Origin of the sequence: uncultured Fibrella sp., from assembly GCF_964250085.1 — a bacterium.
Taxonomy (GTDB): domain Bacteria; phylum Bacteroidota; class Bacteroidia; order Cytophagales; family Spirosomataceae; genus Fibrella.
This window is the reverse complement of sequence record NZ_CAXUEC010000008.1, coordinates 34,379-54,454: the sequence shown is the minus strand read 5'-3', so window position 1 is coordinate 54,454 and position 20,076 is coordinate 34,379. Positions and strand designations below refer to the sequence as shown.

Genomic DNA, 20,076 nt, shown 5'->3' with positions numbered 1-20,076 from the left:
CGCAATAAACTGGTTAGGCAAGCGGTAGATAAACGGTAAAGGTAGCGCCAGCTCCGGATTGGCTGTGCGCGGTGATCAGACCGTGATGATTCTCCACTACTTTCTTCACCACAGCCAGCCCGATGCCCGTTCCGGTATATTTGCTGCGGCCATGTAGCCGGTGAAACAGGTCAAAAATTCGTTCCTGGTATGCCTCATCGAACCCAATCCCCTGATCGGCAACCTGAAGGCTTACCCACTGCCGACTGCCAATAGGGTGAACCGGTTGCGGGAGTTGGTCCGGCCTGAGCAACTCGACCGTGATACGTACCTGAGGCGGCTGGCCAGGCTTGGTAAACTTGAGCGCATTGGCAAGCAGATTCTGGAGAAGCTGCCTGAGTTGTGTCTTATCGCCGGGCAGAGTGGGTAGCTCGTCACCGTTCACTTTAATCGTGGCGTTTGTCTCCCGGATGGTCGTTTCCAGATCGTCGAACGTATCCTGAAGCAGCGTTTGAAGGGACACTGGATCAAAGGATGCTTCCATCGTTGTCAGGCGCGAGTAGTCGAGCAGGTCTTTCACTAGCGTTTGCATCCGCATGGCCGCGTTCTGCATCCGCTGGAGTAAATCCCGGCCCGTATCGTCGAACAAATCCGTGTATTGCTTCAGCAGCAGATCGCCGAACGAATAAATTTTGCGAAGCGGCTCCTGCAAGTCGTGCGAGGCTACGTAGGCAAATTGCTGTAAGTATTCATTCGAGCGACTCAATGCGGCATTATTCGCTTCAAGTTGCTGCTGGTACGCCCGAATGGGTGTAATATCGGTCGTGATCATCAGTACACCCGTTTGGAACGGTGTAATCGCATAATCGTAGGCAATCCTCATCTGCGGATAATCGATTGACTGATGTATGGGTTGTCCCGTTTCTACAACAGCGACCAGGGCCCTGAACAGATCGCGCTCCCGAACGGCGGGGAAAAGTGTCCTCATCGTTTGGTTCTGCATCGCTTCGTGCCTGAAATCCGGGCCGACAAACCGGGCAAACAGCGTCTCCGTAGCCGGGTTTGCCAGGCTGACTTTGAAATCCGTGAGTTGGCGATCTTCATCATAGAGCGGGTCCAGCACAATAATGCTGCTGGCAGAACTGTCGAGAACCCCCGTGAGTAGTTCGGCTTGTCGCTGCTGGTCGAGCTGCAAACGCTTCAACGGAGTTATATCCAGGGTCGTGAGTACAAACCCGTTGCCATGCGCTACAGCCGTACAGTCGAACCAGGTCGTTTGCGAACCGGTCTGGTGTATGATCTCAAAACGGTCACTCGTTCCCGATTCAACCACGGCAACGTACCTGGCAAATGTGCCGGTCGTTTTTAGCTGCGGGTACAGGTCCAGCATCCGTCGCCCAACGGTAGACGGATAAGGCCGGAAGGAGCGGTATGCCTCCAGTTCATTCCCCGTGCTGGTAAGAAAATCAATGATCTGGCCGGATGCGTCACGAATGGTTTCGTAGTACCGAACCGCTGCCGGCGAACTGTTTATTACGCTGGTCAGCAGCGATGCCGTTTGCTGCCCAACTGTAACATCCTGAAACGAAACCAGCATGCCGTCGCCGTATTTCACCACCGACACGTCGAGCCAGAGATTCAGCGTTGGCAGGTGCAATAACTGGTGGTGCGGTTGTCCCGTTTCTACGACAGCCACATACTGATGAAAGAAGGCATACTCTTTCATATTCTCGTACCGCTGGCTGATGGGCTGAGTCAGGATAACCTCGCGGCTTTGCCCAACCACATCTGCTCCAAACTGATTACAGAGGATTGCCTGAAAATCAACGATTGCCTGGTCATCATCCCGGATTGCGCGAAAAACAATAAGTCCCGCGGGCATTGTTTCAACCACGTTTTCCAACGACAGTGGTTTTTCGGGCTCAAGCAGGTCCATCGACAGCACCAGTTGTTGCGCATCGATTTGTATCAACTGGCAGGTATACCGACAAGGCGAGATGGCTGGCAAACAAGGCTCCTCAAGCAGAAATTGGGTGGAAATGCCAAGCTGAAGCGTTTTATAAAGGTGTCTCGTCAGTTCGGGCGAACTGAAAGGCAGCGGTAAGTCGTCCAGGGCAGCACCGATCAGCGAAGCCGGAAAGCCATTAACGAGCGCCTGCCCAACCATAGTAGCTTGCCTGACCGTAAACCGGGGCTTGGGTTGTTGACTGAACTCAAGCACCAGCATAGCTTTTCTGGCAAAAGCAGTCTGGTGAATATCAGGCGAAAAAAGACTGGTCACAACAGTATAGATGGATAAGCGGCAGGTAGACTACAACGTATTAACAAATATAAATATAAGGTCAAAAGCCGTGGTTATACAACGAAGAAACAGCAACATCACGTTAGTCATTTCCCATTACCCCATTAAGTATGTTCCCCTACTAGGAATTTCGACTAAGCTATACGTAGCACAAGGCCAGGCGTGAACAGATTGACGTGTATCTTCACCGGGCCATTCACTAAGTCCCGGCCCATTCCCGATGAGATGCTTCCCTTTTATCCTTGCCTTGCTACTGGCACAGGTCGGTTTCGGCCAATCGAAGCTACCGCCGGTTATACAGGCCACATCGAGCCGCGTGGCAATTCGTGACGGGGCATTTCTAGACAAAAATGCCTGGTCGCTTTCACCAAAAATCAGGCCTGACGTGTTCACCGCCGACCGGACCCGGCAGCCGAAATGGGTCACGTTCTACACCGACATCGACTCCATTCGGGTGAAGGTAAAACCGGGTTCCACCTTCGATTTTGTTGTGCTCCTGAACGGGAAAGATTCCTGCTTCACCCGGATCGCCAGCGCCATTCCACCCGACCGGAACGTACCCAGCGCCAAACGCACCCACGATACCATTCCGTTTGTGCTGACGGCCTATAACACCATTCATGTCAAAGCGATCATCAACCGCCGGGATACCGTCAGCCTGTATTTCGACATTGGTTCGTTTGATTTCCGGTTAACGAAGGAAGCCATCCTGAAGCGAACGAAACTACTGGCCAGCCAGCCCGACGCCGTGGCGGGGAAAGCCCAGCCAGATTTCACCAGACGGGAAACGGTCGTGACGCTACAGATGGGTAAATCAATCTGGACCAACCCAACCGTGGTGGTAACGGGACTAGCCGCCCACGACATGGACGGCCGCTTTGGCTGGAACCTGTTTGAAGGCAAAGCCGTAGAAATCGATTATGATAAAGGGCTGCTCATCATCCATTCGTCGATGCCCAAACATATCAGCGGCTACACCCGATCAAAAATCGACTTCATCCGGTCGTTCGTGTGCATGGATGGCACGCTAACCATCGCCGCCAGACGCTACAAAGGCAAGTTTCTTCTGGATACCGGCGCCGACAGTGCCATGATTCTCGACAGTGCCTGGCTGGCTGCCCGGCACATTCCGACTGAATTGCCCCTCATCAGAAAATTGGCCCTGACAGACCCGCGCGGCGTGAAGTACCAAACCCGGGTGGTGCGCATACCCGGCCTGACCGTCAGCGACTTTGCGCTTTCTCGCGTTCCCGCGATGCTCTTAGGCATCAAACGCCCGCTCGATTTCGAAATCAACTATTTCGGAAATGACCTCCTGAAGCGCTTCAACACCATCCTCGACTTCAGGAACGATCATATCTACCTGAAGCCGAACAGCCTGTTTAACCTGCCTTATCGGGAGAATTCGTAGCGGCCAGGTTAGGTACGCTGGCCACTCGGTAAGCCTGTCGCCGGGCAACTCCGCTACCTTAACGCCAGTTCACTGAGCGGGCGGTTGAGCCACCTGGCCAGCACCTCGACAATGACGCTGTGGTCTTCGCGCTGGGGCAGGCCCGAGATGGTAATGGTGCCGATGAACGTACCCAGCAGCCGGATGGGAAAACAGCCACCATGCGTGGCATAATCACGAACAGCGAAGCCCGCTTTCTCCTGGAGGGTCGTCTGCTTTTGCTTCAGATCAAGGCCAAGGGCGTAGGAACTGCGCTGAAAGTGCTGCACGGTGTTCCGCTTCCGACGTACCCAGTCGATGTTGTCGGGCGTGGTTCCGGGCATGGCGTAGAAGAACAGCGGCTGACCAATCAACTGAATATCAATGGCCACGGCTTTACCCCGCTTCTCCACCGCGTCTTTTAGCAACGTACCTAGCTGCCACGCCGTTTCGGCACTGAAGCTGTCGAACTGAAGTTGTTCTTCCTGAAACGCAATTTGGGCCAGGTCCTGATCAATTGATGCATCCATGCAACAAACTTACACAAGGCCAGTCTGGTTGGTTGTTCTGGCGATGTACGTTAGCTTTATAGATCATGTCGATGCTGCCGCGATCAGCAACAAGCCATACAAAAACACCCGCCCTTTTCTATGCTCGATCTCGTTATTACTGCCCGAACGGCGTCTATCGGTAATGGCTTTGATGTAAAACGGATTTTACCGTACCGGCTTCGGCGCATGCTGGGGCCGTTTATTTTCATGGATCATGCCGGGCCAGTCAGCAAAACGCCCGCCGAACTGGTGCAGATGGACGTATTACCACATCCGCACATTGGCCTTTCCACCGTCAGCTACCTCTTCGACGGTCAGGTAACTCACCGCGATAGCCTGGGCGTGCAACAGATCATTCGCCCCGGCGAAGTAAACTGGATGACAGCCGGTCGGGGGATTGCTCATTCCGAGCGGTTTGAAGACCCGGCACTACTCGCCGCCAATGCCTTCGAGATGGTGCAGACCTGGGTGGCCCTACCTGAATCGGCCGAAGAGAACGTACCCACGTTTACCAATTACCAGCCCGGCGAGCTACCCATTTTTACGGATACGGGCGTCTGGATGCGATTGATTGCCGGCGATGCCTATGGCCTGAAAAACGGCGTTGCTACCCATTCTCCTTTATTCTACGCCCACGTTGTGTTGCAAACCGGTGCGCGATTCGGCCCGCCAACGGGCTTTCCCGAACGGGGAGCCTACATCGCCAAAGGCAGCGTGGAAGTCAGTGGGCACACGTATGGCGTGGGGCAGTTGCTGGTGTTTAATAAGAGCGTCGATCCGGTCCTGATCGCTAAAGAACCTACTACGCTCATGTTGCTGGGCGGCGAACCGCTGGGCGAACGTTTTATCTGGTGGAACTTCGTATCGTCGAGCCGCGAGCGCATCGAGCAAGCCAAGGCCGACTGGCAGGCGGGCCGGATTCCGCTCCCGCCCACCGATAACGACGAGTTTGTTCCCCTGCCCCCTGACGACAATTCGCGTCCGGCCAGTTCAAACCCACCCCCTCAGGCGTTATCGTGATGCGGTGGTCTTTATGGTCGTTTCGGGGTTGGGGGTGAAGCCGAGAAAACAAAATCAATCATCCATATCATCGGCGGGAGGTAGCGCCAGGTCGATCAGGGGGCGGTTGAGCCACTTGGCCAGTACTTCGACAATGATGCCGTGGTCTTCGCGCATCGGTACACCCGAAATGGTGATGGCCCCGATACAGATCGAGCCACGAAGCCGAATAGGAAACCCACCGCCCGCCGCAGCGTGGTCGCGCAGGGGAAGGCCCGCCTGATCGGTGAGCGTGGTCTGTTTCTTCTTCAGCGTCAACCGGATGGCGTACGAACTCTGGTGAAAACGCTCTACCACGTTTCGTTTTCGCCGAATCCAGTCGATGTTATCGGGCGTGGTGCCGGGCATGGCGTAAAAAAACAGCGGATGACCAAACAGTTGAATGTCGATGGCCACGGCTTTGCCCCGCGCTTCCACGGATTCCTTGAGCAACGTACCCAACTGCCAGGCCGTTTCGGGCCCAAACGTATCGAACTGCAGTTGCTCTTCCTGAAACGCCAGTAGCGCCAGATCGGTGTCGAGGGTAGGGTTCATGCCACAAACATAAGCAAGCCGAGGGGTTAACACGTCCCGCCTACTCATTCGGCGCAATCCCAGAAATCAAGGCGTTTACCAGCGAGACGCCCAGCACCCGATTGCGTCTACATAAGAAAAACGATTTCCCAACACCGTAGAAACATGTTTTCAATCAACCAGATCAAGGAGATACACAGTAAGGTGAAAAGCGGGGCCGATTTCCCCGCCTATGTTCAGGAGCTGAAGGCACTCGGCGTTCTGTCGTATAGCCTCTACGTATCCGATGGCCACACCGACTACCACGGAGCCGACCGTTTCACGCTTCACGCCGAAGCAACGTGGCCGCTTAAGCCAGTGGCGTCACCAGGTACCACCAGCGCCCTCAAGCACGCATTACTCATTCACCAGAAAGGCCAGACTGACTACCCCACATTTTGCGATCAGGCGGCCGAAGCCGGGGTTGAGAAATGGGTCGTCGATCTAGAAAAGATGACCTGTGTTTACCTCGACAAACAAGGTAACGAACTGGTTCTTGAGGTTATTCCGACGGCTTAGGACTGATGCCCTGCCAGTTAAAATACCATATCCATCCCTTCGCCTGTTTTCCCTTTAAGCCTGGGCGCAATTGATAAACCGATGTTTAGAAACGGACCTGTTTGTGGGTCAGCACTCAGCACGGTTTTGTCGGTATTAATAAAGTCGAACCGGCGACGGGTTGTGATACCGGCGGCCAGCTCAAGTACCAATGGACCAGCCACTTTCCATTCCAGAGCCGGACCGATGGTGATACGGCTATAACTGAGTTTATCGATGTTGGGAGCCGCCGCAAACTGCTCACCGATATGGATAAAGCTACCCGCCGTTCGGATGCGCAACCCGCCCTTGACACGCTCATTGTCAGACTGAAAATAGGCGGTCAGGCTGGCGGGCAGCACGGTGTTGAGCCGGAACGACTTTTTCCGGTAGCTGAGTGCTATAACGGGCAACAAAACCTGTGTGCCAAACCGGGTGCTGTACGCCACGCCGCCACCGAGACCAACTCCTTCGCTTACCTGATAACGCGCAAGGGTCACGGCCTGCATTCGAAAATCGTCGCCTGATAGTGGTTTCACAAAGTCGGAGGCCAGGGTAGGCATCACACCCAGCGCCAACGTCCACTTCGTCGATAGCGGCTTAACCACATTCAACGAATACACAAGTGTATGCACCGTTTGCTTCGCTTCAGGCTGGCCAAAAATGGGTGATTTGTAGCTGGTTGCGTTAAGCTGGGCGTAGCGAAACCCGTTCAGCAGCAGCAACCCCGACTGCCTGGCAATAACCGGCACAGTAACGGATACCCCAAACTCCCGAAAAGCCAGTTCCTGCCCGGTGTTGCTTCCTTTAACGGCCACTTGTCGGTACGTGGCATAATCAATACCAGCCAGTTTAATCGACTGTCCCACCGCCTGACCGGCGACAAGCATCGCTCCGGCGATAATCAGGTGAACTTTCATACATACAGTGAAGAGTAGTGAATGATTGCCTCACTGGGTACGTTGTCGCCGATGCCAGGTTGGTACGTGAAAATAGATGTTTAGCCGCGTTATAGCGCATCGCCATCCATTACGCAACCCTGAATTGGGCCAGTAATCACCGTTGCAACCCGTCACACGCACAAATGACCGTATAAACCTCTATTGCCGATAACCGATCGTAGCAAAAAGGGGGTCGCTTCGGCGGGGCGACGGGCTCCGGTCTTCGGTGTGTATGCGGGTGAACTGGCCGGTTTGTTCGTAATATGTTTCAACGAGTTGAGCGTGCCCGGCATCATCCAGTGCCTGCCAGACGGCAACGGCTTTTGTTGGAAACATCCGGTTTGAGAAGACCGTAATGAACGGCGACCCCGGTTTCAATACCCGCGCTACCTCCCGGAAAACCGCAACGGGTTGGGTCAGGTACTGCACAGATACAGTGACCACACACCCATCGAACTCACCGTCGTTGTAAGGAAGTACGGGATTCTGATTCATGTTTTGCACCACGTACTCAGTTAGTTGCGGGTTCTGTCGAAGCTCGGTCGCGTTCATTCCCTGCCCGGCCACACGGCTGTAGGCCACGTCGGTAGGCAGGTGACTGCGCCAGCTACTCATCAGGTCAAGAATAGCCCCGCCGGGTGGCAGCAGTTCACGAAAAAGCGCCGTAGTAGCCGCAATAGCCGGATCGTCGATATGCACGACCAGCCGGGCCGACCGGTAAAATTCGTCGTCGCTGGTTTCGTCATATTTCCGGAAATAGGTTGCCGGCAGGTCGGGGTTGAGTTGGGTACGTTGTGCCATACCTCATAAACCGCCAACATAGCTGATTCGTTGGGTGATTCGTGTAGAAATAGGGTCTGTCGAAGCCGTTACCGGTAAAGAAACGTTTGGTAGTTTTGCCTTCTGCAACGTACCTGATTATGATTACCGAAACCACCTCCCATTACGACCATCTAGAGCAGATGTCGGTTCACGACCTGCTGGTGAATATCAACCGCGAAGACCAGACCGTACCGCTGGCCGTTGAACGCGCCATTCCGCAGCTTGAAGCGCTGGCCACGCAGGTAACGGCCCGCATGCGCGAGGGCGGTCGGCTGTTCTACATCGGCGCGGGCACCAGTGGTCGGCTCGGCGTGGTCGATGCGTCGGAGTGCCCGCCAACCTACGGCGTGCCGCACGACCTGGTCGTGGGCCTGATTGCCGGTGGTGATGGAGCCATTCGCAAGGCTGTGGAATTCGCCGAAGATGATCCCGAACAAGCCTGGAAAGACCTCAGCGCCTACAAGATCGAGCCCGTGGATACGGTGGTCGGCATCGCCGCGTCGGGACGTACCCCCTACGTTATCGGCGGGCTGACTGCGGCTCGCAAGGCGGGTTGCCTGACGGGCTGTATCGTTTGCAACCCCGGCTCGGCAGTGGCAGCGGCAGCCGAGTTTCCCGTAGAAGTGGTGACTGGTCCTGAGTTTGTTACGGGCAGCACACGCATGAAAGCCGGTACCGCCCAGAAGCTGGCCCTCAACATGTTATCCACCACCGTCATGATTCAACTGGGTCGGGTGAAGGGCAACAAAATGGTCGATATGCAACTGTCGAACATTAAACTTCAACAACGCGCCGCCCGCATGGTTATGGAGGAGCTAAACGTCTCGGAAGAAACCGCACAGGATCTACTAACCCGCTTCGGCAACGTCCGAGGGGCAATTGATAACCATAAAAAATAAGTCCTCTGTCTTCCGTCCTCGCGGAACGCCGCCCGGTCCTCTGTTCCGCGAGGACGGAAGACAGAGGACCCAAAAGCCATGAAAGCCATTCAACTCCTTGCCCTGCACCAGCCGCTCACGCTGGCCAATGTGCCCGACCCAACGCCTGGCCCCGGTCAGGTGGTTGTTGATGTGAAAGCCGCTGCGCTGAATCACCGCGATGTGTTTGTGCAGCAGGGTCTTTATCCGGGCATTGTGCTGCCGGTGCTACCCGGCTCTGATGGGGCGGGCATTGTATCCGCGGTGGGTGAAGGGGTCGACCATTCCTGGCTGAATTGCGACGTGGTGATCAACCCGGCGCTGAACTGGGGACCGAATCATGCCGTGAATAGTGCGGCGTTTACGATCCTGGGTATGCCCAGCGCAGGTACGTTCGCCGAAAAAATTGTGATCGCGCAGACCAACGTATATCACAAGCCGTCGCATCTGTCTTTTCAGGAAGCCGCCGCCCTGCCGCTGGCGGGTCTTACTGCCTGGCGCGCACTGATGTCGCGGGCCGCTCTAAGCCAGCAGCAGCCCGAACGGGTCCTGATCACGGGCGTCGGTGGTGGCGCAGCCTTATTTGCCCTGCAATTTGCCGTGGCTACCGGGGCCGAGGTATGGGTCACATCGGGTTCAGAAGAGAAACTGGCTAAAGCGCAGGAACTGGGTGCCAAAGGGGGCGTGAATTACAAGGAAGCCGACTGGCACAAGACGTTGCTGAAACTGGCGACGAATGGCGATGCAGCCAAAAGCAAAGCGGGCTATTTCGACGTAATTATCGACAGTGCCGCCGGACCGGATTTTGCCAAACTGACGCAGGTAGCCGCCCCCGCTGGCCGAATCGCCTTTTTCGGGGGTACGTCGGGCAAGATTACAGACGTACAACCGTCGGTCATTTTCTTTAAGCAGTTATCTATTTTCGGCACCACAATGGGCAACGACGTTGAGTTTGGCGATATGCTGAAGTTCGTCGAAAAGCATCAGCTTCGCCCGGTCATCGACTCGGTGCGGCCACTGGCCGACGCGCAGGAAGCCTACGACCGAATGAACGCCGGTCAGCAATTGGGCAAATTAGTGTTGTCGATTGACTGACGGACGAGCCGAAACGCATGATTCATCTTTCTTCTGACTTAACGTACCCAACCCAATGCCCGGCTTGCGGGACCATTGAGGTTACTGGTCAGGTACGTTTCGCGGGGGCTGTAACCATCGCTCGGGCAAACTGCCCGGTTTGCGGAATTGCTTTTTACCAAACCCTGCCCAACGGCCAGTTCAACCGGTTTCCGATAGCAGTTAGCACGGATGGGCGGGCCGTTCGTGCAGCCCGGCGCGGGCGATGGCTGGTGAAACTGGTCATGAATTGCGGTGCTGTTTTTGAGAATGAGGGAAATAGGCCAGCCCTGGCCCAGACCTGTAGCATAATCAACAGCACCCTCGGAACCAGCGTACCTGATGTACTCCTGCTGTTCTGCCTCGACGACTGCTACGGTCACGCGCTGATGATGCTGTTCAACGCACAACGGCATTACGAGCAACCGCAGCGGCGGACCGTCCCCAACCGGCCCATTATTGCCGTGGTACCCCGTGCGCTGGCCTGGCTTGTGCCCGATTATGTGGCCGAAACCTGGGTAGTTGATCAGCCAATAGCCAGCCTCGATCGCGCTGTATCAGGCTTCGACAGGTTTGTGAAACAGCAGCTTAAGCGTTTCGGAACGGTCTGGTTTAGCAAGGGTCATATTCACTTCGACCATCGAACCACCCGCTTTGCCGACTTCACCCGTACCCGAAAGTTCGAGCTACCTCAGTTCGATCAGGGAGTAACCCGGCACATTACGTTTGTGCTGCGCGAAGACCGACTCTGGCTTCGGTCAGGTTCAGAACGATGGCTGTACCGGGCGTGTCAGCGGCTGGGGTTTCTTCCGAAAACGCACGCGCTCTGGGTACGTTGGCAGGTACATCGCTACCGCCAACTGGCCAATCACCTCCGGCAAACGTACCCAACCTGCCAGATTACCATAACTGGCCTGACTAACAGCCGTATAACTGGCTTCGATGGACTTATCGACGATCGGCGTCAACCCGCTCCCCTCCCGACCGAACAGGAACGTACCTGGTGCGCCCAATATGCCCGTAGTCATGTGGTGGTGGGCGTGCATGGGTCGGGAATGCTGCTGCCAACGAGCCTGGCGGCTGGTTTCGTGAACCTGCTCCCACCCGATAAACTGCCTCATTACGCCGAGGATGTGCTGCTGGCCCACGAAAACCCGATTCATCAAACACTGCTGGGTCGTTTTCTACCCACCAGCGCCTCACCCCGACAGGTAGCCGCGTTGATTGCCAGCATGCTCACCGAATTCCCCGTCTGGCTGGCCGAAGAACGGGAAAGAGGTTGAGGGAGCGAGCACAGATTGGCTGCTTAATGGAGAAGTCTGATCAGATAAATACGGGATTCAACATAGCACCGTTGATGGCTACCCGCTGAACAACAAAGCATTTCGACCGAAGAGTCAATTAGGTAGAAGCGACGGCGGTGCCTCGTGGTAGCTTATCGGTAAGGTGATTTCCTCAAAGGCAGGGCTGAGTCGACAGAGCAATCGGTAATGAAGAGGGCAGTTTGCCTAAACCAGATAAGGTGGGGTTTCCGGCTATAAAATTACAACTACCCTGGCCCATTTACCGGCCCTCGTGCTGGTTCAGCAAGGCATTGAACGGTGGCGGCAGGAAGGCGTGCGCCAGTTCGACGAACTCACGTCGTTGCCTGGCCTGCTCGATACGATCAACGAGCGTTAAGGCATTGCGCAGGTACGTTACTCTATCCGTACCGTCGCCTCCCGATGCTGCCGGGCGTAGTCGGACGGGGACATGCCATACAGATTCTGGAACGTTTTGCGGAAGTGCTTGAGGTCTTCAAAGCCAACCTGATGCGCAATCTCGGCAATGCGCAGGTGGCTGGTGGCCAGTAGTTGGGCCGCCCGTTTCATGCGTACATCCCGGATGAATTCAACCGCCGACTGGCCCGTGATGGCCTTGATCTGTCGGTAAAAGGCCGACTGGCTCATGCCCATTTCGCGCACCAGCACCGGCACCGTAAAATCGGCCTCGTTCAGGTTAGCCTCTACAATACCCATCGCTTTTTCCAGCAGTTGCTTTTCTTCGTCGGGAATCACCACATCGGTTGGTTCGAGCAGAATCTGGCGATGGTAATATTCCTTTTGCCGGAACCGGCTCTGCAATATGGCAACAATTTTAGCATACAATAACCTGGGGTTGAACGGCTTGGCCATGTATTCGTCGGCACCGGTTTCCAGCCCTTCCAGCTCATGAATGGCCGATACCCGCGCCGTGAGTAGCACAACAGGCAGGTGCATCGTCTTCGGATTCTGCTTGATTTTCCGGCAAAGGTCAAGGCCACTACTCCGGGGCATCATTACGTCGCTCACCACCAGGTCGGGCATCAGCTCAAGGGTTTTATCCCAGCCTTCTATGCCATCCGCCGCTGTGTAGACAGTGAATGCTGGCTCGAAAAGTTGCTGGAGGTACGGCCGCAATTCGTCGTTATCTTCAACCAGTAAGATACGGGCACCCTCCAGGTACGTACCTGGCAACGCCGGATTACCAATGGGGTCGATCCCGGCAAACCCGGTCATAATCTCTGGCAGCAGTTCCGGCATGGGCGCGTCGGTATGGATAGCGTCTGTGGGCAGATGCGCCCGCCCAAACGGAAGGCGAAGCGTGAACGTAGTGCCCGCCCCAACGGCACTTTGCACGGTGACTTCACCTGAATGCGCCTCCACAAACTGCTTCACCAGCGAGAGCCCGATGCCCGTGCCCATCATGCGCATGGTTTCGGTATGCGAGGCCTGGTAATACGGATCAAACACCCGCTCGACCTCGTCGGCTTTCATGCCAACGCCCCAATCACGAACCGTGATCTGGACGTAATTGGCCACCAGCCGATTCTCCCGAAAAACAGCCTCCTGATCGGGTGAACCCGCCACCGACACCAGTACCCGTATTTTTCGGCCCGTCGGTGTATACTTGATCGCGTTGGAGAGCAGGTTGGTCAGCACAATCTCCACTTTGCTGCGGTCGATGTACATCATCACATCATGAGCAGTACCTTCCATCGCATAGTCCAGATTCAGTTCTTCAGCTTTCAGCTTGAAGATCAGGACTATTTCGGTCAGGAACGACGTGATGTTTACCCGACTGGCCCGCAGTGTGATATGACCCGCCTCGACCTTCCGAAAATCCATCAACTGATTCACCAGCATCATCAGCTTACGCGTCTGCTGGTGCATCAGCATGATCTTTTCCCTGATGTTCTGCAACTGACCAGTGCCGGCCGAGGCCAGTTCATCCATCGGCCCGAGAATCAGCGTCAGGGGCGTACGCAGTTCATGCGAGACGTTGGTAAAAAAACGCAGCTTGCTATCGGTAACCTCCTTCTCTTTCTCAACTTTAAACTGCTCCAGGGCCAGTTTATTTTTTAGGGCCTGCTGCGCCAGCGCAACACGTCGGTACAAGACCAATGCCGCCCCGATCAGGGCGATATAAATCAGGTACGCCCACCAGGTACGCCACCAGGGGGGTAATACGCTGATGGCGAGCGTGGCGAGCCGGGAAGACCATTGCCCTTCGCCGTTGCTGGCTTTTACCACGAGTGTATAGTCTCCGGCGGGCAGGTTGGCAAAACTGGCCGTGCGCTGCCCCGCCGTAGCATACACCCAACTGTCGTTATATCCCTGTAGCTGGTAGGCGTAGGTATGCTTCTGCGGATTGGCATAATTCAGGCCGACAAACTCGACAGAGAAATCATTTTCGGCCGCTTTGATAACCAGCTTTGGCGTTTTGTCCAGCGGCTGGGCCAGTACCACGCGGCCGTTCACCGTTTCGCCGACCGCTACGGGCTTGTTGTAGATGCGCAGGTTTGTGAGCCGCACAACGGGCGGGTACGGATTGGGCCTGATCTGGCTGGGCTTGAAGTAGGTAAGCCCTTTGATACCACCGAAATAGAGCGTGCCGTCGGTTGCCCGGTAGGCGGCACCCACTTTAAAGGAGTTGCTTTGCAGGCCGTCGGCCAGGTCATAGCGCAGCCATTTCCCGGTTGTCGGGTTGAAGCGCACCAGGCCTTCGCCACCCAGCCAGAGCTGCCCCTCTTCATCTTCCAGAATACTTTCGACATTCGGTTCGGGAATCAGGTTGCCATACCGACGAATCACGTCGCGCCCCTGTTTATCGGTTGTTAGCTGGTTCAGGCCGCCACCGATGGTACCGATCCACAACCCACCCCGCCGATCTTTCAGCAGGGGCCAGGCATAGTTGACACTCAGGCTGTTGACGTCCTTCGGGTTGTAGCTGTATTGGTTCAGCACCAGCAGCGAATCGGGGGTAACGCGCAGTTTCAGCACACCCCTGTCTTTGGTACTGGCCCAGAGTATGTCGCTGGTTTTGTCGTAGAGTAGAAAGGTAAACTGCTTGGTTAACAAGCCGCTATTGCTGGTTGAGAAACGTTTCAACAGCTTGCCCTGCCTGTCGAACCGGAGAAGTCCTATTTCAAAACTGGCCGCCCAGATGGTGCCGAACCGATCTTCGACGATGCTCTCTATGCTGGTGGAAAGCAACGTTGGCTGGCCGGGTAATTCCGTAAATGACGTGAGTTTGTCGCCCTGCAATCGAATGATGCCCTCATACCGGGTGCCCACCCATAAGGTACCGTCGGATGCCTGACAGAACGAGGCGATGTCGATACCGGTAGCGTCGCCCGGTAATTGCCGACTGACGTAGTTTCGGTAGGTTCGGGTAGCCAGATCATACCGAGAAAAGCCATTTCGGGTGCCGATCCACAGCCAGTTTCGGGTTTCGTCTTTGTAAATGGCGTTGATGTAGTTGTTAGGCAGGGTAGGGTGTTGCGAGAATTGCCGTTGCAGGTTATCGAACGGTTTGTGGCGCAGGTCAACTTTGTTGAGCCCTCCCGCTGACGCCGCCAGCCAGAGAATATGGGTGCGGTCTTCAAAAATCTGGTGGATTCGCCCCGAATTGATGCTGTACGGGTCGTCATCCAGCGGCAGGAACGTACCTGGCTGATCGGTGCTAACCGGCGGAATAGTCCCGCCACCGGTAGTGGTTTGTTTGGGCCAGACGTGCAGTCCGAAGTTGGTGCCTACCCATAGTTTGCCGAACGAGTCGAGGTAGATGCACTCGATAGCCTGAATCGGTTGGGGTAACCGAGTTGCCCCTAACTCGCGGCGTAGTTGATGGTTCTTCTGGCTTACCCAGAATATATGCTCGTTCGTGCCGATCCATAAGTCGCCCCGATAGTCGATATGAAGGGCGCGAATAACCCGGTCTGGTAACGAAACGTGCTGAAAGACAGGTGGTTGGACTGAATTGACGGGCGATTTAGCGTACCACAGCCCAACCTGTGACGTGCCGATCCAGACGGTTCCGTCGCGGCTGGCTACCAACTCGGTTACACGATAGTTTGCCCGGCCCGCCAGGGTGATTTGTTGCATGTTAACAACCTGGGCCGCTGCGTTCAGGGTGAGCACAAAAAGACCCATTTTACTGGTTCCTGCCCAGATACGACCCTGGTTGTCCGACGTAATTGTGTTTACGTCGGTCAGGTTTAGCTGATCGCTGAGTGGCTTCGGCACCGAGTTGGCCGCGAGTTGGCTGACATTTATGAATCGATCATGGCTGGCGTCGAACAGGCTGAGGCCGCTACTTTCTGAGCCGACCCATAATCGGCCCTGCGAGTCGGTGTGTAGCGCTGATATGCGGTTGCCCGACAAGCCGTTGCGGGTGTTGACGGGCAGCAGGTATTTTTTTAGTGTGTGCCCGTCGTAGCGATTAATGCCGTTGTTGGTGCCTACCCAGATGAACCCGTCCTTATCCTGAACAACGCACATGGCATCGCTATGCGACAGCCCTTCGTTGACGGTGATGTGCTCGAAGCGAAACTGGTCTGGTTCGCGCTGCGCCAGTCCGGTCGTAGCGGTCAGGCCAACAACGAGGAGGTAAAGACAAGACGTAAGCAGCCAATTCATAACGTACCTATTCACTTGGGAACAGGGGACTAATTTACCCCCTTCTTTTGACGAAAATAGACCCTTTTACCGATTTTCAGGCGGTTATTTTTGCACTATTCACAACATCTTTTGTCGTATCCCACTGTGCGGCGTCAAGGGATGTAAGCTACGGCTGGTTCGTTTATATCCATATTTTCTTTCCTACTTCATGTTACTTCCACTGATTAGATACGGTGTCACCCTTGGGGTCATGCTCGGCCTGACCACCTTCACGGAACAAGGACCGTCGCTCAGGTCAACCGCTGATGGCACTACCGCCGTACTGACCGACACCCTGAACCGGCCCGAAGAGAATCGCTTCACGAAGACGGTACTGTCTAACGACCTCAACGAGCCGATGGAACTGGCTGTGGCCCCGGATGGCCGCGTGTTTTTTGTGGAACGAGCGGGTAAGTTTTATCTCTACGACCCTGCCCAGCGAAAAACGCGGTTGCTCTACGATTTTCCGGCAAAGGCAGTCGACAAGTACCTCAACGGACTGTTGGGCATGACCATCGACCCAAATTTCGCCAAAAATCACTTTCTGTATTTCTTCTACACAGTTCAGGAGCAGCAACAGACCAAACAGCGCATTGCCCGCTTCACCATCAACGACGACAGCAGCCTGGAGGTGGCGTCGGAAAAGGTGATCATCGAATTTCCGATCGATCTGGAAGTGAGCGCGCACACGGGTGGGTCGATGTGCTGGGATACGAACGGGAATCTGTTTATTTCAACGGGCGATAATACGGTGCCTTTTGAATCGAACGGCCACGCGCCCATTGATGCCCGCACCGGGCGGCTCACGTTTGACGCCCAACGGTCGGCGGGGAACACGAACGACCTGCGGGGCAAAATCCTGCGTATTCACGTCGAGCCAAACAGCGCACCGGGACAGCCAGCCTACACCATTCCGGCAGGCAATCTGTTTCCCGTAGGTACGCCCAACACGCGGCCGGAAATTTACGTGATGGGTTGCCGTAACCCGTACCGGATTTCGGTCGACCCGGCCACGTCGATCCTGTACTGGGGTGAAATTGGCCCTGATGCCGGGACCGATGGCAAGCAGGGACCACGCGGCTACGATGAGTTCAACCAGGCGAAAAAAGCGGGCAACTATGGCTGGCCATACTTCGTGGGCGACAGCAAGCCGTACTACCAGTATGATTTTGCGAGCAAAGAAGCGGGTTCACTGTTCGACCCGAATGCCCCCGTCAATAATTCCCCGAACAACACGGGGCTGAAAACGCTGCCGCCCACGCAGAAGGCGATGGTCTGGTACCCGTATAACAAATCAGACGAGTTTGAGCAGTTGGGCGTAGGCGGCCGTTGCGCGATGGGCGGGCCGGTATATCACTACGATGCCGCGCTGAAATCGAGCACCAAACTGCCCGCTTACTACGACAAGGCCCTGTTCATGTACGACTGGATGCGGAACTGGGTCTATGCCGTTCGGCTGGACGATAACCAGAATTACCAGTCTATGGAGGCGTTCATGCCCACCACGGGCGATTTTCGCCGACCGGTCGACATGGAAATTGGGCCTGATGGCAGCGTGTATATGCTGGAATACGGCTCCGTTTACGGGATTGATAATGACGATGCCCGCCTGGTAAAAATCGATTTCAACGGTGGCAACCGCGCCCCGGTGGCACAGGCAGTGGCCGCCGACACGATTGGCCTGGCCCCGCTGACGGTGGCTTTTACGGGCGACAAAAGCCGCGACTACGACTCGGGTGATCAGGTACGTTACGCCTGGCGGTTCGAGGGCAATAAAGTAGCCTCGACGGAAGCGAACCCAACCTACACATTCCGCAAAAACGGCGTTTATAAAGCCATTCTGACGGTTAGCGACAAGCAGGGCAAGTTCAACTCCGATACGGTCACGATCAGGGTGGGCAACACCACGCCGCAGGTCGCCATTACGGTTCCGCAGAACCGCACGTTCTTCCCGCCCAACGCCGCACCGCTCGCCTACGCGGTGACCGTTCAGGATAAAGAAGACAAGGCGATCGACAAGAAGAACGTGAAAGTGGTGCTCAACTACATTCCGAAAGTGAGTAGCGAACCCCTGATGGGCCACCAGCAACTTACCTCCACCTTTAGCCTGGGTAAATCGCTGGTGGCTGGTTCCGACTGTAAAGCCTGTCACCAGTTGAACGCCAAATCGGTTGGTCCGTCGTTTACGGAAGTGGCCAAACGCTACCGCGACGATAAAACGGCCACGGCAAAACTGGCCAACAAAATCATCATTGGTGGTGGTGGCGTCTGGGGTGAACATGCCATGAGCGCCCACCCGCAACTATCGCGTGAGGAAGCGACCGAGATCGTAAAATACGTTTTGTCGGTGGGTAACGAACCAACCGAAAACCGGCTACCACAGCAGGGTAGCCTGACGCTGAACGAACACGTTGGCAAAGAGCAGCAGGGCAGGTACGTGCTTACGGCTTCCTATACAGATAAAGGGCCTGTTGCCGCCGCCACAGCCAGCAAGGGAAAATCCAACCTGTCACTCACCAAAACCGACGTGCTGGTCCTGCGACCAACCAAAGTGCTCGGCAGCGAAGCCGATGAACTGAACAACATGACCCGCCAGGGAAAACGGCTGGGGAATATTCATAACCAGTCCTATTTCGTGCTAAAAAACATCGACCTGAAGGGCATCGATCAACTCACATACCGGTACTCGTCGAAAGATAGGGCGGCAACCGTCGAAGTGCATACCGATTCGCCAACCGGCCCGATTATCAGCACGTTGATCTACGCCGCTACGGGTGGCTGGAACACCTATACGGAGCAAACGGTGCCAATCACGAACCCCGGCGGGCTGCACGATCTGTATTTTGTCGTGGTGAAACCGGAAACGCCAAACCAGAATCTGCTTAGCCTGGAGTGGCTGCTGTTCAATCCCACCGTTACCGCCGCAAAATCAGCCAAAATAGGTACGCCCTCGGGGAAATAGAGTACGTGTTATAACGCGTTGCTTTTGCAAACGTAGGCTGTCCGGGTCCGTAGAGACGCAAGATTTTGCGTCTCTACGGACCCGGACGGCCCTTTCTAACTTTCCCCCCACCCCATGCGCCGATTAACGATAACACTCAGCCTACTCCTCATTACCAGCTTATGTCTGGCTCAGAAGGTAAAGAATAAAGACTGGATTCAGTTGTTCAATGGTAAAGACCTCCGTGACTGGAAGGTAAAGATTACCGGCCATCCGCTGAACGATAATTACAACAATACCTTTCAGGTGGTGAACGGCAACATGGTGGTGAATTACGACCAGTACAAAGCCTTCGATGAGCAGTATGGGCATATTTTCTACAAACAGCCCTATTCGGCTTACCTGCTGGTGGTCGAGTACCGGTTCGTTGGGCAACAGGTGAAGGGTGGTCCGGGCTGGGCCATTCGGAACAGTGGGGCCATGCTCCATTCGCAGGACCCCGAAACGATGGGGCTGCAACAGGATTTCCCGATTTCGCTGGAAACGCAGTTTTTAGGCGGTGATGGCCAGCACGAACGGCATACGGCCAACCTCTGTACGCCCGGCACCAACGTGGTGCTCAACGGCAACCTGTTTAATCCGCACTGTATCGACTCCAAATCAAAAACCTACGCGGGTGAGCAGTGGGTACGTGCCGAAATGCTGGTACTCGGCGACTCGCTGGTGCAGCACATCATGGAAGGCGATACGGTGCTGAGTTACGCCAAACCACAGATTGGCGGCGGTAACGTCAGCCACGCCGATCCTACCGTGAAGAAAGATGGTCAGCCGCTGAAAGAAGGGTACATCGCGTTGCAAAGCGAAAGCCACCCCATCGAATTTCGTAAAGTAGCGCTGTTTAATCTGGCCCCATACATGAACAAACCAAAGCAATTGGCGTCGGTTCTACAGCAGTTGAAGTCGCGGAGGTAGC

14 protein-coding genes are annotated in these 20,076 nt (G+C 55.4%); 8 read left to right on the top strand and 6 right to left on the bottom strand.

The features are described 5' to 3' along the window. Positions 1-13 precede the first annotated feature (13 nt). Positions 14-2,260, bottom strand: a complete 2,247-nt coding sequence (locus ACFE8Q_RS21830) for an ATP-binding protein (RefSeq protein WP_375447569.1) — start codon at positions 2,258-2,260, stop codon at positions 14-16. A 241-nt stretch (positions 2,261-2,501) separates the two neighbouring features. Here ACFE8Q_RS21830 and ACFE8Q_RS21825 point away from each other — a divergent pair, with 241 nt between their 5' ends. Beyond that, positions 2,502-3,692, top strand: coding sequence for a hypothetical protein (locus ACFE8Q_RS21825; RefSeq protein WP_375447568.1), 1,191 nt, complete (start codon positions 2,502-2,504; stop codon positions 3,690-3,692). 53 nt (positions 3,693-3,745) lie between these two features. Here the strand turns inward: ACFE8Q_RS21825 and ACFE8Q_RS21820 are convergent, their stop codons facing one another. Then, the gene (locus ACFE8Q_RS21820; RefSeq protein ID WP_375447567.1) at positions 3,746-4,240 is read right to left on the bottom strand and encodes a heme-degrading domain-containing protein; all 495 of its coding nucleotides are present in this window, start codon (positions 4,238-4,240) and stop codon (positions 3,746-3,748) included. Between the two features lie 120 nt (positions 4,241-4,360). Here ACFE8Q_RS21820 and ACFE8Q_RS21815 point away from each other — a divergent pair, with 120 nt between their 5' ends. Further along, positions 4,361-5,281 carry a pirin family protein gene (locus tag ACFE8Q_RS21815; protein WP_375447566.1) on the top strand — a complete coding sequence of 307 codons (921 nt, stop codon included), beginning with the start codon at positions 4,361-4,363 and terminating at the stop codon, positions 5,279-5,281. A 54-nt stretch (positions 5,282-5,335) separates the two neighbouring features. Here the strand turns inward: ACFE8Q_RS21815 and ACFE8Q_RS21810 are convergent, their stop codons facing one another. Next, the gene (locus ACFE8Q_RS21810) at positions 5,336-5,854 is read right to left on the bottom strand and encodes a heme-degrading domain-containing protein (protein ID WP_375447565.1); all 519 of its coding nucleotides are present in this window, start codon (positions 5,852-5,854) and stop codon (positions 5,336-5,338) included. 144 nt (positions 5,855-5,998) lie between these two features. Between ACFE8Q_RS21810 and ACFE8Q_RS21805 the strand changes: the two genes are divergently transcribed. Then, positions 5,999-6,391 (top strand): DUF1398 domain-containing protein, encoded by a 393-nt coding sequence (locus ACFE8Q_RS21805; protein WP_375447564.1) that lies wholly within the window; start codon positions 5,999-6,001, stop codon positions 6,389-6,391. Between the two features lie 17 nt (positions 6,392-6,408). On the opposite strand, the gene ACFE8Q_RS21800 is transcribed toward ACFE8Q_RS21805, so the two are convergent. Beyond that, complete coding sequence (locus ACFE8Q_RS21800; protein ID WP_375447563.1) at positions 6,409-7,329, bottom strand: DUF6268 family outer membrane beta-barrel protein; 921 nt, start codon at positions 7,327-7,329, stop codon at positions 6,409-6,411. A gap of 180 nt (positions 7,330-7,509) precedes the next feature. After that, the gene (locus ACFE8Q_RS21795; RefSeq protein ID WP_375447562.1) at positions 7,510-8,151 is read right to left on the bottom strand and encodes a class I SAM-dependent methyltransferase; all 642 of its coding nucleotides are present in this window, start codon (positions 8,149-8,151) and stop codon (positions 7,510-7,512) included. Between the two features lie 119 nt (positions 8,152-8,270). Between ACFE8Q_RS21795 and murQ the strand changes: the two genes are divergently transcribed. The 3 genes from murQ to ACFE8Q_RS21780 all read left to right on the top strand — a co-directional run bounded on the left by murQ (position 8,271) and on the right by ACFE8Q_RS21780 (position 11,485). Then, positions 8,271-9,071: an N-acetylmuramic acid 6-phosphate etherase gene (gene murQ, locus ACFE8Q_RS21790; RefSeq protein ID WP_375447561.1), complete on the top strand. Its 801-nt coding sequence runs from the start codon at positions 8,271-8,273 to the stop codon at positions 9,069-9,071. Between the two features lie 78 nt (positions 9,072-9,149). Then, complete coding sequence (locus ACFE8Q_RS21785) at positions 9,150-10,184, top strand: zinc-binding dehydrogenase (RefSeq protein WP_375447560.1); 1,035 nt, start codon at positions 9,150-9,152, stop codon at positions 10,182-10,184. Between the two features lie 17 nt (positions 10,185-10,201). Further along, positions 10,202-11,485 carry a hypothetical protein gene (locus ACFE8Q_RS21780; RefSeq protein ID WP_375447559.1) on the top strand — a complete coding sequence of 428 codons (1,284 nt, stop codon included), beginning with the start codon at positions 10,202-10,204 and terminating at the stop codon, positions 11,483-11,485. Positions 11,486-11,899: 414 nt separating this feature from the next. Here ACFE8Q_RS21780 and ACFE8Q_RS21775 read toward each other — a convergent pair whose 3' ends face one another. Beyond that, positions 11,900-16,141 carry a two-component regulator propeller domain-containing protein gene (locus tag ACFE8Q_RS21775; RefSeq protein WP_375447558.1) on the bottom strand — a complete coding sequence of 1,414 codons (4,242 nt, stop codon included), beginning with the start codon at positions 16,139-16,141 and terminating at the stop codon, positions 11,900-11,902. Between the two features lie 190 nt (positions 16,142-16,331). Here ACFE8Q_RS21775 and ACFE8Q_RS21770 point away from each other — a divergent pair, with 190 nt between their 5' ends. Continuing rightward, positions 16,332-19,124 carry a PQQ-dependent sugar dehydrogenase gene (locus tag ACFE8Q_RS21770; RefSeq protein WP_375447557.1) on the top strand — a complete coding sequence of 931 codons (2,793 nt, stop codon included), beginning with the start codon at positions 16,332-16,334 and terminating at the stop codon, positions 19,122-19,124. A 114-nt stretch (positions 19,125-19,238) separates the two neighbouring features. Beyond that, a complete protein-coding gene (locus tag ACFE8Q_RS21765; protein WP_375447556.1) occupies positions 19,239-20,075 on the top strand; it encodes a DUF1080 domain-containing protein in 837 nt (278 codons plus the stop codon). The last annotated feature ends 1 nt before the right edge of the window (position 20,076 follow it).

Bases quoted from the DNA above. Each gene is read 5' to 3' on its own strand.
- ACFE8Q_RS21825 (WP_375447568.1), top strand. From the start codon at position 2,502: ATGAGATGCTTCCCTTTTATCCTTGCCTTGCTACTGGCACAGGTCGGT.
- ACFE8Q_RS21820 (WP_375447567.1), bottom strand. From the start codon at position 4,240: ATGGATGCATCAATTGATCAGGACCTGGCCCAAATTGCGTTTCAGGAA.
- ACFE8Q_RS21815 (WP_375447566.1), top strand. From the start codon at position 4,361: ATGCTCGATCTCGTTATTACTGCCCGAACGGCGTCTATCGGTAATGGC.
- ACFE8Q_RS21810 (WP_375447565.1), bottom strand. From the start codon at position 5,854: ATGAACCCTACCCTCGACACCGATCTGGCGCTACTGGCGTTTCAGGAA.
- ACFE8Q_RS21805 (WP_375447564.1), top strand. From the start codon at position 5,999: ATGTTTTCAATCAACCAGATCAAGGAGATACACAGTAAGGTGAAAAGC.
- ACFE8Q_RS21800 (WP_375447563.1), bottom strand. From the start codon at position 7,329: ATGAAAGTTCACCTGATTATCGCCGGAGCGATGCTTGTCGCCGGTCAG.
- ACFE8Q_RS21795 (WP_375447562.1), bottom strand. From the start codon at position 8,151: ATGGCACAACGTACCCAACTCAACCCCGACCTGCCGGCAACCTATTTC.
- murQ (WP_375447561.1), top strand. From the start codon at position 8,271: ATGATTACCGAAACCACCTCCCATTACGACCATCTAGAGCAGATGTCG.
- ACFE8Q_RS21785 (WP_375447560.1), top strand. From the start codon at position 9,150: ATGAAAGCCATTCAACTCCTTGCCCTGCACCAGCCGCTCACGCTGGCC.
- ACFE8Q_RS21780 (WP_375447559.1), top strand. From the start codon at position 10,202: ATGATTCATCTTTCTTCTGACTTAACGTACCCAACCCAATGCCCGGCT.
- ACFE8Q_RS21775 (WP_375447558.1), bottom strand. From the start codon at position 16,141: ATGAATTGGCTGCTTACGTCTTGTCTTTACCTCCTCGTTGTTGGCCTG.
- ACFE8Q_RS21770 (WP_375447557.1), top strand. From the start codon at position 16,332: ATGTTACTTCCACTGATTAGATACGGTGTCACCCTTGGGGTCATGCTC.
- ACFE8Q_RS21765 (WP_375447556.1), top strand. From the start codon at position 19,239: ATGCGCCGATTAACGATAACACTCAGCCTACTCCTCATTACCAGCTTA.